Source organism: Arthrobacter sp. JB02-1C, from assembly GCF_057748045.1.
Map to the genome: position 1 here is coordinate 425,651 of NZ_CM173235.1, position 15,795 is coordinate 441,445.

The 15,795-nt window shown below is 65.0% G+C and carries 14 protein-coding genes and 1 pseudogene; 7 read left to right on the forward strand and 8 right to left on the reverse strand.

Features of this window, described 5'->3' with window-relative positions:
• Positions 1–159: 159 nt before the first annotated feature.
• Positions 160–621 (forward strand): Lrp/AsnC family transcriptional regulator, encoded by a 462-nt coding sequence (locus AC3ANP_RS02020; RefSeq protein ID WP_488331697.1) that lies wholly within the window; start codon positions 160–162, stop codon positions 619–621.
• Positions 622–640: 19 nt separating this feature from the next.
• Here the strand turns inward: AC3ANP_RS02020 and AC3ANP_RS02025 are convergent, their stop codons facing one another.
• Positions 641–1,735 carry a glycosyltransferase gene (locus tag AC3ANP_RS02025; protein ID WP_488331698.1) on the reverse strand — a complete coding sequence of 365 codons (1,095 nt, stop codon included), beginning with the start codon at positions 1,733–1,735 and terminating at the stop codon, positions 641–643.
• A gap of 275 nt (positions 1,736–2,010) precedes the next feature.
• Between AC3ANP_RS02025 and AC3ANP_RS02030 the strand changes: the two genes are divergently transcribed.
• The 3 genes from AC3ANP_RS02030 to AC3ANP_RS02040 are packed head-to-tail and all read left to right on the forward strand — an operon-like array spanning position 2,011 to position 5,284.
• A complete protein-coding gene (locus AC3ANP_RS02030; protein ID WP_488331699.1) occupies positions 2,011–3,285 on the forward strand; it encodes a glycosyltransferase family 4 protein in 1,275 nt (424 codons plus the stop codon).
• The gene (gene gmd / locus AC3ANP_RS02035; protein ID WP_488331700.1) at positions 3,282–4,310 is read left to right on the forward strand and encodes a GDP-mannose 4,6-dehydratase; all 1,029 of its coding nucleotides are present in this window, start codon (positions 3,282–3,284) and stop codon (positions 4,308–4,310) included. The genes AC3ANP_RS02030 and gmd overlap by 4 nt, the downstream gene beginning before the upstream one ends.
• Positions 4,310–5,284, forward strand: coding sequence for a GDP-L-fucose synthase family protein (locus AC3ANP_RS02040; RefSeq protein WP_488331701.1), 975 nt, complete (start codon positions 4,310–4,312; stop codon positions 5,282–5,284). The genes gmd and AC3ANP_RS02040 overlap by 1 nt, the downstream gene beginning before the upstream one ends.
• A gap of 5 nt (positions 5,285–5,289) precedes the next feature.
• Here the strand turns inward: AC3ANP_RS02040 and AC3ANP_RS02045 are convergent.
• The 7 genes and pseudogenes from AC3ANP_RS02045 to paaA form a co-directional block, all read right to left on the reverse strand.
• Positions 5,290–5,972: pseudogene (locus tag AC3ANP_RS02045) on the reverse strand (UTP--glucose-1-phosphate uridylyltransferase); the annotation flags it as partial.
• A gap of 98 nt (positions 5,973–6,070) precedes the next feature.
• Positions 6,071–6,850 carry an enoyl-CoA hydratase/isomerase family protein gene (locus AC3ANP_RS02050; RefSeq protein WP_488331702.1) on the reverse strand — a complete coding sequence of 260 codons (780 nt, stop codon included), beginning with the start codon at positions 6,848–6,850 and terminating at the stop codon, positions 6,071–6,073.
• Positions 6,851–6,890: 40 nt separating this feature from the next.
• Positions 6,891–8,117: a 1,2-phenylacetyl-CoA epoxidase subunit PaaE gene (paaE, locus tag AC3ANP_RS02055; protein ID WP_488331703.1), complete on the reverse strand. Its 1,227-nt coding sequence runs from the start codon at positions 8,115–8,117 to the stop codon at positions 6,891–6,893.
• Positions 8,118–8,132: 15 nt separating this feature from the next.
• Positions 8,133–8,702 (reverse strand): 1,2-phenylacetyl-CoA epoxidase subunit PaaD, encoded by a 570-nt coding sequence (paaD, locus tag AC3ANP_RS02060; protein WP_488331704.1) that lies wholly within the window; start codon positions 8,700–8,702, stop codon positions 8,133–8,135.
• A gap of 3 nt (positions 8,703–8,705) precedes the next feature.
• Positions 8,706–9,647 (reverse strand): 1,2-phenylacetyl-CoA epoxidase subunit PaaC, encoded by a 942-nt coding sequence (paaC, locus tag AC3ANP_RS02065; RefSeq protein WP_488331705.1) that lies wholly within the window; start codon positions 9,645–9,647, stop codon positions 8,706–8,708.
• Entirely contained in the window at positions 9,644–10,117 is a 474-nt protein-coding gene (gene paaB, locus AC3ANP_RS02070; protein ID WP_488331706.1) for a 1,2-phenylacetyl-CoA epoxidase subunit PaaB, read from the reverse strand. The genes paaC and paaB overlap by 4 nt, the downstream gene beginning before the upstream one ends.
• Positions 10,114–11,157: a 1,2-phenylacetyl-CoA epoxidase subunit PaaA gene (gene paaA, locus AC3ANP_RS02075; protein ID WP_488331707.1), complete on the reverse strand. Its 1,044-nt coding sequence runs from the start codon at positions 11,155–11,157 to the stop codon at positions 10,114–10,116. The genes paaB and paaA overlap by 4 nt, the downstream gene beginning before the upstream one ends.
• Positions 11,158–11,862: 705 nt before the next feature.
• Between paaA and AC3ANP_RS02080 the strand changes: the two genes are divergently transcribed.
• The 3 genes from AC3ANP_RS02080 (at position 11,863) to AC3ANP_RS02090 (ending at position 15,759) form a co-directional block, all read left to right on the forward strand.
• Positions 11,863–12,471 (forward strand): arsenate reductase/protein-tyrosine-phosphatase family protein, encoded by a 609-nt coding sequence (locus AC3ANP_RS02080; protein ID WP_488331708.1) that lies wholly within the window; start codon positions 11,863–11,865, stop codon positions 12,469–12,471.
• A 321-nt stretch (positions 12,472–12,792) separates the two neighbouring features.
• On the forward strand, positions 12,793–13,071 hold the full coding sequence (locus AC3ANP_RS02085) for an LCP family protein (protein WP_488331709.1): 279 nt from the start codon (positions 12,793–12,795) through the stop codon (positions 13,069–13,071).
• Positions 13,072–13,542: 471 nt separating this feature from the next.
• The gene (locus tag AC3ANP_RS02090; protein ID WP_488331710.1) at positions 13,543–15,759 is read left to right on the forward strand and encodes a S9 family peptidase; all 2,217 of its coding nucleotides are present in this window, start codon (positions 13,543–13,545) and stop codon (positions 15,757–15,759) included.
• Positions 15,760–15,795: the final 36 nt, after the last annotated feature.

Consider the following 15,795-nt stretch of genomic DNA (forward strand, 5'->3'; position numbering starts at 1 on the left):
TGGTCCGTCCTTCGGTAGCCACTATTCGCTCCCAGTATGAGACGGTGAGCGGTTTCGTATCCACCGGGCCGGAATATCGTGGAGGTTTTGCCAGCATTGCCCTAGTCTTGGAGACAAATTGTAAATGTGAGCTGGATTACCACCGGGAGTTGTAGACGAATGGCAGAGTCAGGGGCCGAGCAGGCGGTGCCGCTGGACAGCGTGGACCGGAGCATCATCACCGAGCTCGTCCGGGACGGACGGATGTCGGTGACCCAGGTGGCCGAGAACGTCCACATCTCCCGGGCGCACGCCTATACCCGGATTGCCAGGCTGACCGGCGAGGGCGTGCTGACTAAATTCACCGCCCTGGTGGACCCGGCCAAGGCGGGGTTGAAGTCCTCCGCCTACGTGACGCTCAAGGTGCGCCAGCATTCCTGGCGGGAACTGCGGGAGCTGCTGCGTGCCATCCCCGAGGTGCACCACATCGCCCTGGTGGGCGGGGATTTTGATGTCATTCTGCTGGTGCGCGCCGTGGATAACGTCGACCTGCGCCGGGTGATCTTCGACCAGCTGCAGTCTATGCCCGGCGTTCTGGACACCCAGACATTCCTGGTCTTCGAGGACCTGGACACCCGCTAGGGCATCCGCCCTGCTAGGGTCACGCGGAGTAAATCCCGGACAGCTGAGCGGCAACCCTGTTGATGCTGAACGTTGTCGACAGCCCCACATACCCGTTGGACACCAGACTGTCCCTCAGCTGCTGACCACTTAATATGCGCGCCACGGCGTCAGCTAAGTCCTCGGGCGAGCCGTCGGTAAGTTCAGCTGCCTTGAGCGACGCCAACTGTGGGGCAATTCCCGAGTCGCGAGTAGTGACGACGGGGGTTCCCGATGCAAGGGATTCGAGTACGGTCATAGGGAAAACCTCTCCCGTGCTGGGGAGCACGTAGACGCCTGCCTGCGCGAGACGACGGACAGCGTGCCCAGTCGGGAGAACTCCTTCGTAGATCAACGCATTTTCGAGGGAATGTTCCTTTATGAAGGCACTGAGCAGCGGGAGATCGCCTTCGTCAGGGCCTACGACCACGCAGGTAAGGGCAACACCCCGGTCCACCAGGATCTTGCTCATTTGGGCAAAGCTCATGACTCGCTTTCTCGGATGTAGCCTCGCCAGAAACAGGACCTCGTTTGGCCTTCGCGCCAGTTGCGGGGCCGATTGAAGGGAAACCCCGTTGGCGATCTTTTCCACGGCAATGCGCCGGCCGGCAACCTCCTGGAGGCCACGCCGTTCCCGTTCGGTCAATGCCAGCACGCGACGCGCGTGCCGCAGAATTCCCCCGGTCAGGAAAAAGTCCAGAAGCCGGGCCTGAAGCCGGTTGTCCGGCATGACCATGCCATGCGTCTGGACTACTGGCCGGGCATACCGGGAAACTGCCCGCGCGGCTGAAAGCGTGACAAGGTCGCGGGCGAGATGGAGGTGAATCACTGCGCCGCTTCGGGCACGCGTGCGGGCGGCCCGCGCCAGACCGGGCGCCCACAAGCCGCTAAATCCGCGCGGCCACAGCCGGCGCGCCTCGAACAGGCTGATCTTGACTCCTTCAGCCTCCAGCACCGCCTTGCCATCCCAGCCGGCCAGCAGCTCAACGTCGTGTCCCTGGCGGGCAAGCTCCGTCAGCTGGGCAATAGCTACGGCGATGGGTCCGCCAAAAGCCCCGTCTGCAGACACGTAGGTGACGATATGAACGATTCTCATTGCCGCTGTCCCAGTCCATGCGCTGCCATGCCGCCCCTAACTCTGTCGGATCGCCAATCGAGCACCATTCTTGCATCTAAAAACGAATCGGGCGTCTGACAGAAGTAAATGCAGCCGGATGGGTGGGAAGCACCCGAAAAACAAGTAGTAGGTACTCGTGCCGGGCGTCGCCGGCCCTTCCTAAGATCGTCAGCAACACGCAATTGCATTGGTGTCGAGAAGGGCGTCGCCAGTGCCACTCCGCGGTAATTCATAACCAGTAGTTGGCGGTCTCAATGACAAGGATAACTATAATCGGGCTCAATTATGCCCCTGAGCGGTCCGGGAATGCCCCATACACGACGAACTTAGCGCGAAACCTCGCGGCTGCCGGTCATTCGGTCAGTGTCGTCACCGGCTTCCCTCACTACCCTGAGTGGCATCGTCAACAGGGGTACGACGGCTGGCAAATGATCGAGGACGTAGATGGCGTCAAGGTAAAGAGACTCCGCCATTACATTCCGGGTAAGCCACGCGGTTTCCGGCGAATTCTCCTGGAATTGACTTTTGGGCTTCGGGTTCTTACTGCCAGCTGGAACAAGCCGGATGTCATTATCCTGGTCAGCCCTGCCCTCATCTCCACGGGCCTTGCCGCTGCACGAGCCAGGCTGGCCCCGCGGAGGGTACCGTGCCTTATCTGGGTTCAGGACCTGTACAGCCGGGGCGTTGTGGAAACTAATATGACAACAGGACCCTTCGCCCGTTTGGCGGTACGTCTCGAAGCAGGGATCCTACGCCGGGCGGACGGCGTGGTGGCGATCCATGAGCGGTTCCGCACCTACATCACCGGCACTTTGGAGGTCTGCAGCCCGGATATCCGTGTGATCCGGAACTGGACCCACCTCCCGCCGGCTCCGGCATCCGGACAGCAAGACCTTCGGGAAAAGCTGGGCTGGAAAGCCAGCGAGACGATCGTCCTGCACGCCGGGAACATGGGGATGAAGCAGGGACTGGAAAATGTCGTCGCCGCTGCCCGGCTCGCAGAGGCAGGTGACAGTCCGGTGCGGTTCATACTGATGGGCGACGGCAACCGTAGGCGGGCCCTGGAACTGGCTGCCGAAGGGCTACGGAACATATCCTTCGTCGATTCACTTCCGGACGCCGAATTCCAAATGGCGCTTACTGCTGCCGACGTCCTCCTCGTGAACGAACTGCCCGGCGTGAAAGAAATGTCGGTGCCGAGCAAACTCACATCCTACTTCAACGCCGGCGTTCCGGTACTGGCGGCGACCGATCCCGGCAGCGTCACCGCCGAAGAGATCGCCGCCGCAGCAGCCGGAGTCCGGGTCGATGCGGGCAATCCGGCCGCGCTGGTGGCGGCCGCCGAGGCGCTGGGTACCGATAAGAGTTTCTCCCAAGAGCTCGGGGAAAACGGCTTGAGGTTCCGGCAGCTAACTCTTTCAGAAGCCACGGCAATGGCAGCATACGACGATTTCATCCACAGCCTTATTCCGGTGAGCGGCCTAAAGCCCGTGCATCTTATTCTTTCGCATCTATGGGGGGCTAAATGAGCAAGCGCGCGCTTATCACCGGCATCACGGGGCAGGACGGCTCGTACCTGGCAGAATTGCTTCTGAGTAAGGGCTACGAGGTGCACGGCCTGATCCGCCGCGCATCGACCTTCAACACCGCTCGGGTCGATCACCTGTACGTCGATCCGCACGATCCCCGGGCCAGGTTGTTCCTCCACTACGGCGACCTCAGTGATGGGGCCCGGCTCGTTACTCTCCTGGCCCATATTAGGCCGGACGAGGTCTATAACCTGGCAGCACAGTCCCACGTCCGGGTCTCGTTCGATGAGCCCGAGCACACGGCCGACACGACCGGCGTCGGCTCGGTTCGCCTCCTTGAGGCTGTGCGGATGTCGGGAATAGAAACGAAGTTCTATCAGGCGTCCTCTTCAGAGATGTTCGGTGCCACACCTCCTCCCCAGAGCGAGGAGACTATCTTCTATCCGCGGTCCCCGTACGGTGCGGCGAAGGTCTACAGCTACTGGATCACCAAAAACTACCGTGAGGCCTACGGCATGTTCGCGGTCAACGGCATCCTCTTCAACCACGAGTCCCCCCGCCGCGGGGAAACGTTTGTCACCCGCAAGATCACCCGTGCCGTGGCCGCCATCAAGGCCGGCAGGCAGGACCTGCTCTACATGGGAAACTTGGATGCCGTCCGAGACTGGGGATATGCCGCGGAGTATGTCGAAGGCATGTGGCGGATGCTTCAGGCCGACGAGCCCGAGGATTTCGTGCTGGCGACCGGCGGCAGCTACACGGTCCGCGACTTCCTGCAGATCGCCTTCGACCACGCCGGTCTGAACTGGGAGGATCATGTCCGGTTCGACGAACGCTACCTCCGGCCCACGGAAGTAGACGCCCTGATCGGGGACGCCTCCAAGGCCTTGGAAAAGCTTGGCTGGAAGGCCTCAGTCCATACGCCGGAACTTGCCCGCATCATGGTCGACGCCGACGTCGAAGCTTTAAAACACGCCGGCGATAGCTGGATCGACAGCGTGGACCTCGAGAGCTGGCATAGCTAATGGGGACTGAGGCCTCCTTCCGGCCCGCGCCCCTGGACCGTTCAGAGCGGTTCTATGTAGCTGGCCACCGGGGGCTTGTAGGTTCGGCTATCTGGCGGAATCTTGAGAACGAAGGGTTTGGCAATCTCATCGGCCGCACGTCGCAAGAACTCGATCTAAAGAACCGAACCGACGTTTTCGACTTCTTTGCCGCCACCAAGCCACGCTACGTAATTCTCGCCGCTGCCAAAGTGGGTGGCATCCTCGCCAACGACACTTATCCGGTCGATTTCCTCAGCGACAACCTGCGCATCCAAGTGAACGTCCTGGACGCGGCACGCGAATACGGCGTCGAGCGGCTCCTGTTTCTCGGTTCGTCCTGCATCTACCCCAAATTTGCCGAGCAGCCCATTCGAGAGGAATCGTTGCTGACCGGTCACTTAGAGCCCACCAACGACGCCTACGCGATAGCGAAAATCGCTGGCATCACGCATGTTCAGGCTATCCGCCGCCAGTATTCGTTGCCCTGGATCTCAGCGATGCCTAGCAACCTGTACGGTCCGGGGGACAACTTTTCCCGGGAGGGCTCGCACGTTCTGCCTGCCCTGATCCGACGCTTCGACGAGGCCGCTACGGCCAAAGCAGTCGGTGTCACCAACTGGGGAACGGGCTCCCCACGGCGTGAGTTCCTCCACGTGGACGACATGGCGTCGGCCTGCCTGCATCTGCTGGAGCACTACGACAATGCGGCACAGGTGAACGTGGGGACAGGATCCGATATCACGGTCAAGGAGCTGTCCTCCATCGTGGCGGAGGCTGTAGGTTACGACGGACAAGTTTCCTGGGACACAACTAAGCCCGACGGTACGCCCCAAAAGCTTCTAGATGTCTCCAGGCTGGCCGGGACCGGGTGGTCTGCACGCATCAGTTTGAGTGACGGAGTAAAGGGAACCGTCGAGTGGTATCGGAACAACATCGCTCATCTTCGAACCTAATCCGGTCAGTTGACGAAGGCCTTCAGCCAAGCCTTGAGTTCTTCGGCGAACTCGACGCGTTCGGAGGCGATTGAAAACACGGCTTTGAGGTAGCCGAGTTTGTCGCCCGTGTCGTAGCACCGGCCTCGGAACACGACCCCGTGGACCCCGCCACCCGCAACCTCGGACCCGGCGAGCAGCTGCAGGGCGTCCGTGAGCTGGGTTTCCCCGCCGCGGCCGGGTCCGGTGTTTCCAAGACGCCGACGACGGCCTGGTGCAGCACGTACCGGCCGATCACACCCACGTTGGACGGCGCCTCCCCGGGCGGGCTTTTCCACCAGGCAGCTGACCTTGAAGTACTCCTCGTCCGGCACCGGCGAGATGTCCGCGCAGAGGTAGACGCTGATTTGTGACGGGTCCACCTCGATCAGTGCGATCACCGAGCCGCCGGTCCCCTGCTGTACTTCCATCATGGTGGTGAGCAGTTCATCGCGTTCGTCGATCAGGTCATCGCCCAGAAGCACTGCGAAGGGCTCGTCCCCCACGTGCTGGCGGGCGCACAGCACCGCCTGCCCCAGCCCCTTGGGTCCCCTACCGGAGGTAGTGGGGCGGTCCCAGGCTGGAGGCGTATTTGACCTGCCTCGAGCCGGTCCAGATCGTCTTTGCCCTCCAGCCCGCGCTCGAGGGTGGGTTCACGGTCGAAATGGTCCTAGAGGGCCGCTTCTGCCGGCCCGGGAAATGAGAATGGCTGGCAGTAAGGAGAAGTGCCCTGTCCGGGCGGCCCGCCGGGCCCCTCCGAACGTGCGTTCAGCCCTTGAAAACCGGCGTGCGCTTCTCCTGGAAGGCCAGGAAGCCCTCGGCGTAGTCCTCGGTCTTGCAGAGCCGGGCCTGTTCGGCGTTTTCCTCCGCCATGGATTCCCAGAGGCCGAGGCGCTGGTCACGCAGGTGCGCCACCAGGTCCTTGCTGGCGTTGAAGGCTTCGGTGGCGCCGGTGGCGACTCTGGCAACGATGCTCCGGGTGTTGCCCAGCAGCTCCTCTGCGGGCATCGCTCGGCTGAACAGCCCCTGCGCCACGGCCTCGGCGCCGCTCATCAGCTCCGCCGTGTAAATCAGGTCGAGGGTGCGGTGCATCCCGAGCCGCTCGGTGAAGTACCAGTGGCCGCCGGAATCCAGGGTGGCGCCCAGCTTGGCGAACGGCGAACCGAATTTCGCGCTGTCGGCGACGTACACCACGTCGGTGGCCAGCAGGAGTCCCAGGCCCACCCCGAGGCAGGCGCCCTGTGCCGCAGCGAACGTGGGTGCCGGGAAGGAGCTCATCTTCTGCAGCAGCGGCTGGACCAGCCCACCCAGGTACCCCTGGACGTCGTCGTTCGACGGGGTCACGCCGGCGATGTCCCGGCCGGCGCAGAACGCGCGGCCCTCACCGCGTAGCAGCAGCGCGCGCACCTCGCCCCGGGACGCGGCGTCCGCCGCGTCGTCGTACGCCTGTGCCAAATCCCGCAGCGCCTGCTCATCGAGCGAGTTCAGTTTCTGCGGTGCGTCCAGGACGATCTCGGCGACGCAGTCGGCGATGGTCAGGGAAATCATGCGGCTCCTTGGGGTTGGTGCGGGCTGGCGGCGAAGAAACTTACACGTCGAAGTCGACGCTGACTTCGGGCGTGGTGGGGTGCGACTGGCAGGTCAGCACGTAGCCCTTGTCCAGTTCGTCCTGTTCCAGCGCGTAGTTCTCGTCCATCGTGACCGATCCTGCAACCACCTTGGCGCGGCAGGTGCCGCAGACGCCGCCGGCGCAGGCGAACGGCACGTCCGGGCGGACCCGCAGGGCCGCGTTGAGGATCGATTCCCGGGCGTGGGTCGGGCTGGCCACCTCGCCCTGCAGGCCGTCAAGTTTGAAGGTGATCTTGTAGGTCTCCTTGGACTCGTCCGCGATCACCGGGCGGCCGATGTTGCCCTCGGGGCGGTCCGGCTTGCCGGAGGTGAACAGTTCAAAGCGCACATGTTCCGGCTTCACGCCGCGCGCGGCGAGGGTATCCCGGCACAGCTGGACGAGTTCGAACGGGCCGCAGAGGAACCACTCGTCGACGTCGTCGCTGTGGATCGCGGTGCCCAGCAGCGCCTGCAGCTTCTCCGCGTCGATCCGGCCGCTGAGCAGCGGGGCGATCCGCTGTTCGCGGGAAAGCACATGGTGCAGCGCGAGCCGGGACGGGTATTTGTCTTTCAGGTCGGCGAGTTCCTCGAGGAACATGACGTCCATCGCGGCCTTGTTCGCGTAGACCAGGTCGAAGCGGGTCTCCGGGTGCGCGGCGAGCAGCGTACGGGCGATCGCGATCACCGGGGTGATCCCGGAACCGGCGGCAATCGCGACAAAGTTGCCGGGCTCGGCCGCCAGCTCCTTCGGATCGTTCATGGAGGTCATCAGGTTTTGTTCGACCGACTCGCCGTCCCGTCCATGCCGGGACACGAACGCCCCCATCGGGCTCATGACGTCCAGCACGTCGCCGGCCTTGAGTTCGGCGTTGGCCCAGGTGGAGAACAGGCCGCCCAGGTCCTTCTTGATCGCGACGCGGATTTCACTGCTGCCATCGGCAAAGCTGCGGGGTTCGGCGCAGATCGAGTAGCTGCGTCGGATTTCCTTGGGCTCGCCGTTCTCGTCCGGCAAGGTGGTGCGCAGGGCAACGTATTGTCCCGGGAGGTAGTCGAACTGTCCCGCCAGCGCCGCGGGAACACCGAAGGTGACCTCGATCGCGTCGTCGGTGAGGCGGCGCACCTCGTCCACCGCCAAGGGGTGGAAGGACGCACGACGGCGGCCGGTCGCGGCGGCCGTTTCGGCGGCGGTCTGGCGGACAACAGTCATGGGAGCACCTGTTCCTTACAAAACTTTGAAATAGTCGAACGGTTCCTTGCAGTCCTGGCAGACGTAGAGCGCCTTGCAGGAGGTGGAGCCGAAGCGGGTGAGTTCCTTGGTGCGCAGCGAGGAACACTGCGGGCATTTGACGGCGAGGGAGAGCCGGACCGGGCCGGCGTGGCGGACGGCCGCGGAGTGGCCCGACGGCGGGGCGATCCCGTACTCCTCCAGCTTGGCCTTTCCGGCCTCGCTCATCCAGTCAGTGGTCCAGGCCGGGGACAGGACCAGATTGACGTCGACGCGCGGGTAGCCCTGGGCAACGAACGCCGTCGTGAGGTCATCGCGGATGGCGTCCATGGCGGGGCAGCCGGAGTACGTCGGCGTGATGGTGATCTGGACCGCGGGCACCATGCCGTCGTCGGCGCCTGGCTCCTTGGTGACCCGGACCTCGCGCAGGATGCCGAGGTCCTCGATGGTGAGGACGGGGATCTCCGGGTCGCAGACCGTGGCCGCGAGCTCCCAGGCTTTCTGTTCCGCCGTCTGCTGCGTTCCGCCCGCATCGGCGGTGGGGTGGCTGAGGTACATCTCCGGCATGGGTTACCAGCTCGCTCCGGGAAATTGACGGGCCAGGACCTGCATCTCGGCGAGGATGTAGCCCAGGTGCTCGGAGTGCTGGCCCCGGCGTCCGCCGCCCGGGGCGGGCTGGACCTGCGGAACGTCCAGTTCGGCCTCCGCCAGCACCTCGCCGGTCAGCCGGTCGAAATCGACCCGGAGGGTGGACGGCTCGACGGCGACACCTGCTGCGCTGAGCCGGCCGGTGAGCTCGTCGTCGCGGAACAGTTCGTCGACGTAGGGCCAGATGACCTTGAAGCCGTGGATCATCTTCTCGCGGGACTCGTCCGTGCCGAGCGCCAGGCGCAGCACCCACTGGGCGCTGTGGTCGCGGTGGTAATCCACTTCTTTGACCGCCTTGGCGGCGATGCCGGCCAGGGTCGCGTCGGTGGATTCCGCCAGCCTGCGGTACAGCTCAAACTGGTAGTAGCTGACCACGAACTGGCGCGCGATGGTCACGGCGAAGTCGCCGTTGGGCTGTTCGAAGAGCTGCACGGAGCGGAACTCGGGTTCGCGGCGGAAGTACGCCAGATCGTCCTCGCTCCGGCCATCGAGGCCGCCCGCGTAGCTCAAGAAGGACCGGGCGTGGCCCAGTTGGTCCAGCGCAATGTTGCCCAGTGCGATGTCCTCCTCAAGCTCCGGCGCCCGGGAAATCCAGTGGCCGAGCCGCTGCGCGAGGATGAGGGCGTCGTCGCCGAGCCGCAAGGCCAACTCCGCGGCGTCTTCGCTCGGCTTGGCGGTGCCCTGGCTGACGGCCAGGGCGATGTCCTCCGGGCGGAGGGCGTTGCCGGGAGTGATGCGGGTGGCGCTGGCCGCGCCGTCGCCGCCTGCTCCTGCCCCGGCGACACCGACGGAGATGGCGCCGTGGCCGGCGTCGTGCGCGTTGACTTCGGTGTTCGCCGGCGAGTTTGTTTCGGGGGTGCTCACAGGTGCTTCACGCCCTCGCTCTTGGTGTAGTAGGTCGCATGCCGGTAATCCTTGCCCTGGGGCGACTCGAAAAACGCGCCCTTTGAGTCGGGGTCGGACGAGGCGATGGCGTCGGCCGGGACCACCCAGATGGAGACGCCCTCGTTGCGGCGGGTGTAAAGGTCCCGGGCGTTGCGCAGGGCCATGGCGGCATCCGGAGCGTGCAGGGACCCGGCGTGGACGTGGGAAAGGCCGCGGCTCGAACGGACGAAGACTTCCCAGATGGGCCAGACGTTACCTGCGTGCGGTTCGCCGGAGCTTGCCGTGAGCGGGGCCGGGGCCTTCTCAGCTGCCCGGTCCTCGGCCTTGTCGATGGAGCGGGAATCGCTGTCTGCGGTGCTGGCCGGGAACTCCGGGTTGCCGTGGGGGGCCTCGACGACCGGGGTCCCCGGCCGAGCTTGCGAGGTTGGGGTGTCGGTGGGGAGGCTCATGCTGCAAATTCCTTCTCTGCGTGCTTCGTGGCCTGCTTCTGCGCGTAGGCCGCTGCGGCCTCACGCACCCAGGCGCCGTTCTGGTGGGCTTCGCGGCGCCGTTCCAGGCGCTGGGCGTTGCAAGGGCCGCGGCCGGCCAGGACTTCGTGGAATTCGTCCCAGTCCAGCGGCCCGTGCTCCCACTTCTTCGTTTCCTCGTTGAAGCGGATGTCCTTGTCCGGCAGGGTGAGCCCCAGGACCTTGACCTGTTCCATCATCATGCCGACGAAGCGGTTGCGGAGCTCGTCGTTGCTGAAACGCTTGATGTTCCAGGCCATCGACTGCTTGGAGTTGGGCGAATCGTCATCCGGGGGGCCGAACATCATCAGGGCCGGCGCGTACCAGCGGTTGACGGCGTCCTGGGCCATCTGCTTCTGCTCCGGAGTTCCGTGCGAGAGCTCCAGCAGGATTTCGAAGCCCTGGCGCTGGTGGAAGGATTCTTCCTTGCAGACCCGGACCATGGCGCGGCCGTACGGGCCGAAGGAGGCGCGGCACAGCGGCACCTGGTTGGCGATAGCGGCGCCGTCGACCATCCAGCCGATGGCGCCCATGTCCGCCCACGTCCGGGCCGGGTAGTTGAAGATCGAGGAGTACTTGGCCTTGCCGTCCATCAGGTCCTGCATCATCTGGTCGCGCGGCTGGCCGAGGGTTTCGGCGGCGGAGTAGAGGTACAGGCCGTGGCCGGCCTCATCCTGGACCTTGGCCATCAGGATGGCCTTGCGCTTGAGGCTCGGGGCGCGGGAGATCCAGTTGGCTTCGGGCTGCATCCCAATGATCTCCGAGTGGGCGTGCTGGGAGACCTGGCGCAGCAGCGTCTTGCGGTAGGCCGGCGGCATCCAGTCGCGTGGCTCAATCCGGGAGTCTTCAGCCATGACCTTGTCGAAGTACGCCTGGCCCTCGGCATCGCGGCGGGCCGCGTCCTCGGGGCTCATTTCTTGCCCGGATTCGTGGCGAGCGGGCGTGGGCCCGGCGGGCACTGACTGCAGGGTCTGCGATGCCATGGTTGCTCCTATGCGTTTCCGATAAATAATTACCGACCGTTCGTTCAGGATATGCGGAAGGCCGGAAGCGAGTCAAGCACTCGCGGCGGATCTACGGCTCAGAATCGCGGATTCTCTGGGCATGTCCCGGGCGGGCCGGCACTCCGCCGCCGGGCGGAACACGGGTGCCCGCGGAGCCCGGCGCCCGCGGACCCAGGGCTCGTGAGGCCGGCCCCCTAAGTGGACATGCCCTCCGTTCGGGCCCGCCACTGGACACAATGACCCCGTGTTCGCCCCTTGCCCCCAAAGATGAGCATGTCCCGCGAGCCCGGGGCCGCATGCCCGCGAGGAGCTGTGAAAAGTGAGCATGTCCCCCGGGGCCTGCCGCGCAGCCCGGACCACCTGCGGAAAACGAGCATGTCCCGCGGGGGCCTGAACCAGGAACGACGACACCCAACTGGACATGCTCACCGCTCAGATTGGCAACCGGCCACAATGCCCATATGTGCACCCCCCTCAAAAAATGAACATGCTCATCGTGTCGTGGCCCGAACCCCGCCTGAGCGGAAGCGCGCCGGCCGCCGACACCCTTGGTCACCCGGTCGCTGACAGCCCTTGGTCACCGGACGCCGGCGGGGTGCCTCCGCGGCCCGCCGCGGGCACCGTGTTAAGTTTGGGGGTCACGGATTATACCGGTCCTGCACCAAGCTCGGAAAGAGTTCTTAAGTGGAAACGCACTCCCCCGTCCGCATTCTTACCGTCTGCACCGGAAACATCTGCCGGTCCCCAGTGGCCGAGCGCTTGCTTCAGGCAGGCCTGGACCAAGTGCAGCCAGGGGCTTTCATAGTGCGGAGCGCCGGCACCCGCGCCATGGTGGGCGAACCCATCCAGCCACCGTCGGCGGACATCATTCGAACCTACGGTGGCTCTCCTGAGGGTTTTTCCGCGCGGCAGCTCACCAGCGCAATCCTCCGCGAGTCCGACGTCGTCCTCACCATGGCCTCCACTCACCGCGGCGAAGTCCTGCGGCTGGACGCTTCGCTGCTGAAGCGGACCTTCACCATCCGGGAATTCGCCCGGATGCTGGGCCAACTGGAGTTACGTGAGGGCCTTCCGGAACGGGGTACGGCCGACCCGCAAGGAGCGGAGGGCTGGCGGAGCCTTCCCGTGCGCGCCGCTTCCGTACGGCACCTGGCGCTTGCCGCGGAGCCGGCGGACAACGACGTCGTGGATCCTTACCGGCGGCCCCAAAAGGTGTACGACGAGATGGAGGACCAGCTGGCCCCGGCTATTCTGGCTGTGCTGCGATTCGCGCGTCTCACCTGGCCGGCATAGCCCAGCGTTTGCCGTCCACTGGCTTGAATCCGGACACTGCCCACTTATTTTCCAGGAAGCTATGACGCACCCGCTGGACACCGTACCGCCGACGCCGGAGCAACCCCGCCCGGGCCAGCACCCGCAACACACCGGGGCCGCAAAACGGGAGCTACCTCTTTGACCTGGCCCAGACGTTCGATAACCGGTCAATATCCTGATGATGGGAAGCGGCAGCCGCGGCGCCACGGAAGCCGACGCGGTAAGCGGCGTGGCCACCGACCAGCGGGCAGACACCCCCATGCTGGTGCACATACCGGGGACCGGAAGAATATCTACACCATGTCCGTGATGCTCGACCTCTGGGTCGACATCCCGGGCCACGGCCAGGCAAAGAGCAACGCTTCGCTTGCCCTCGGCGGGACGCCCCTAATGGTGCAGACCGTCGAATCAATCTTTATGCAGCGAATTGACCACGTGGCCATGGTCGACTTCCAGGGCTTTAAAGGCCTCAAGGATGCGCTGGGTGGCGTCGGCGTGGACGTCACCGGGCATATTTCCGAGGCCCTGACCTCCGATACGCTGGGCGACTACGTAAACTACCGGAACCAACAGAAGTAGCCGCAGCTGGTGCACCGGGCGGGGCACACCGCCGTCGGATTATTCTCGCTATCATCGCCGGGCTGGCGGTCCTCGCCGTCGCCGCCGCGGCATTCTTACTGAATCGGCCCCGCACCGAAAACCGCTGCCCCGGTGCCGGGCTCCGCCCCGGCGCCCACGCCAACATGCCGCACGTCTCGGTGACTCCGGGGCTGCTCCCTGGACACCCTGGAACGCCTAGCCTTCACCCTGCGCAGCATGCCGGCCGGCAGCGGAGTGTTTTTCATGCTTCCGATGGCGGCATCGGGACCAGCGCGGACGGCCAGTCGCTTGTGCCGCCGACTCCCGCCGCACCGCGGACGTGGCCGCGGCGTGGCATCGGAAGGGCCCGGTAACTACGTGGGGCCACACCAGCTGCAGAACGAAAATTGAGGTGCGCCCGGTCCGACTCACGGGTCCGGTCCTGTCACTGCCCGGCGGTAGATTGGGTCCATGACCCAGACTTCCGTACACGTGACCCCGCAGCCTCCGGTAGCCAAGAAAGTCCCCGCCCTTCGCACCCACCATGGCGACGCCTTCGAGGACAACTATGAGTGGCTGCGGGACAAGGAATCCGCCGAGGTGGTGGAACTGCTGAAGGCCGAAAACGCCTACCAGGAAGCAGTCACCGCCCACCAGGAACCCCTCCGCGAGGCCATCTTCCAGGAAATCAAGGGCCGCACCCAGGAGACCGATCTTTCCGTGCCGCACCGCAAGGACGGTTGGTGGTACTACTCCCGTTCGGTGGAGGGCAAGGAGTACGGCATCCGGTGCCGGGTGCGCGCCCAAAACAGTGCGGACAAGGTGGCGGACTGGACTCCGCCGGCGGTCGGGGCCGGCGTCGAAATTCCGGGCGAAGAAGTGCTCCTGGACGGGAACGTGGAAGCCGAGGGTAAACCCTTCTTCGCTGTCGGCGGCACTGCCGTGACCGTGGACGGGACTTTGTACGCCTACGCCGTGGACAACGCCGGTGATGAACGCTTCACGCTGCGGGTCAAGGACCTCCGCACCGGAGAACTGCTGCCCGATCAGATTGAGAACGTCTTCTACGGCATTTCCTTCTCCCCCGACGGCAGCCGGATTTTCTACACCGTCGTCGACGCCTCCTGGCGCCCCTATCAGGTCAAGGTCCACGTCCTGGGCACGCCGGTCACCGAGGATGAGGTCATTTACCAGGAGGACGACGTCGCCATGTGGCTCGGATTCGAGCTTTCGGCGGACCGGCGGCACCTGGTCCTGGGCATCGGCTGCTCGGAGTTCAGCGAGACCCGGCTGCTGAGCTTCGATGCACCCGCGGCCGGCCTGACCACTGTCATTCCCCGCTCGGAGCGCATCCTCTACGAAGCCGAGCCGTTCCTGCTGGCCGGCCCGGACGGCGCTAGCTCCGAAACCATCCTGCTGACGCACAACAAAGATGCGGCCAACTCGATGGTCTCGCTCGTCGACCCGGCCGAGTTGGGCAAGCCCGTCGCTGAGCAGCGCTGGCGGACCGTCGTCGAGCATTCCGAGCAGGTGCGCGTGAACGGCGCGGGCGTGACGTCAAGCCATCTGGTGCTGTCCGTCCGCAAGGACACCATCGAACGCGTCCAGGTCCTGCCGCTGGCGGGACTGGGTACCCCGGCACAGGGCGCCGCCGTGGAGCCGGCCTTCGACGAGGAGCTGTACACGGCCGGGGTCGCCGGCTCCGATTACGAGGCACCGCTGATCCGGATGGGCTACACCTCCTACTTCACGCCGTCGCGGGTCTACGATTTTGTGCTGCCGACGGCGGAGCAGCCGGCCGGGGAGCTGCTGCTGCGGAAGGAAAGCCCGGTGTTGGGCGGCTACTCGCCGTCCGACTACGTCGCGACCCGCGAGTGGGCGGAAGCTGCGGACGGGACCCGGGTTCCGCTGTCCGTTCTCCGCCACGTCTCAGTCCGGCAGGATTCGACGGCGGCTGGCCTGGTGTACGGCTACGGCTCCTACGAGCTGAGCATGGATCCCGGCTTCGGCATTCCCCGGCTCTCGCTGCTGGACCGCGGAATCGTTTTCGTGATCGCGCACGTCCGCGGCGGAGGGGAACTGGGCCGGCACTGGTACGACAACGGCAAGAAACTGCATAAGAAGAACACCTTCACGGACTTCATCGCAGCCACGGACTGGCTGGCCGGGTCAGGCTGGGTGGATCCGGCCCGGATCGCTGCCATGGGCGGGTCTGCCGGCGGGCTGCTGATGGGCGCCGTGGCCAACCTGGCGCCGGAAAAGTACGCCGCGATCGTCGCCGCTGTGCCGTTCGTGGACGCGCTGACCACCATCCTGGATCCGGAGCTTCCCCTTTCGGCACTGGAGTGGGAGGAATGGGGTAACCCCATCACGGACCCGGACGTCTATGCGTACATGAAGTCCTATACCCCGTATGAGAATGTCCGGGCGGTGGCTTACCCCAAGATCGCTGCGGTGACCTCTTTTAACGACACCCGGGTGCTGTATGTCGAGCCTGCCAAATGGGTGCAGCGGCTGCGCGAACTGAATACCGGCAGCGAGCCGATCGTGATGAAGATCGAGATGGAGGGCGGCCATGGCGGAGCCTCGGGCCGCTACGTGCAGTGGAAGGAACGTGCCTGGGACTACGCGTTCGTCGCGGACTCCCTCGGCGCCACCGACCTGCTGCCGGGCGCCGGGCTCAAGTAACCGCGGTCTTCCCCCGATCGGTTGCTCCGTAGCCGC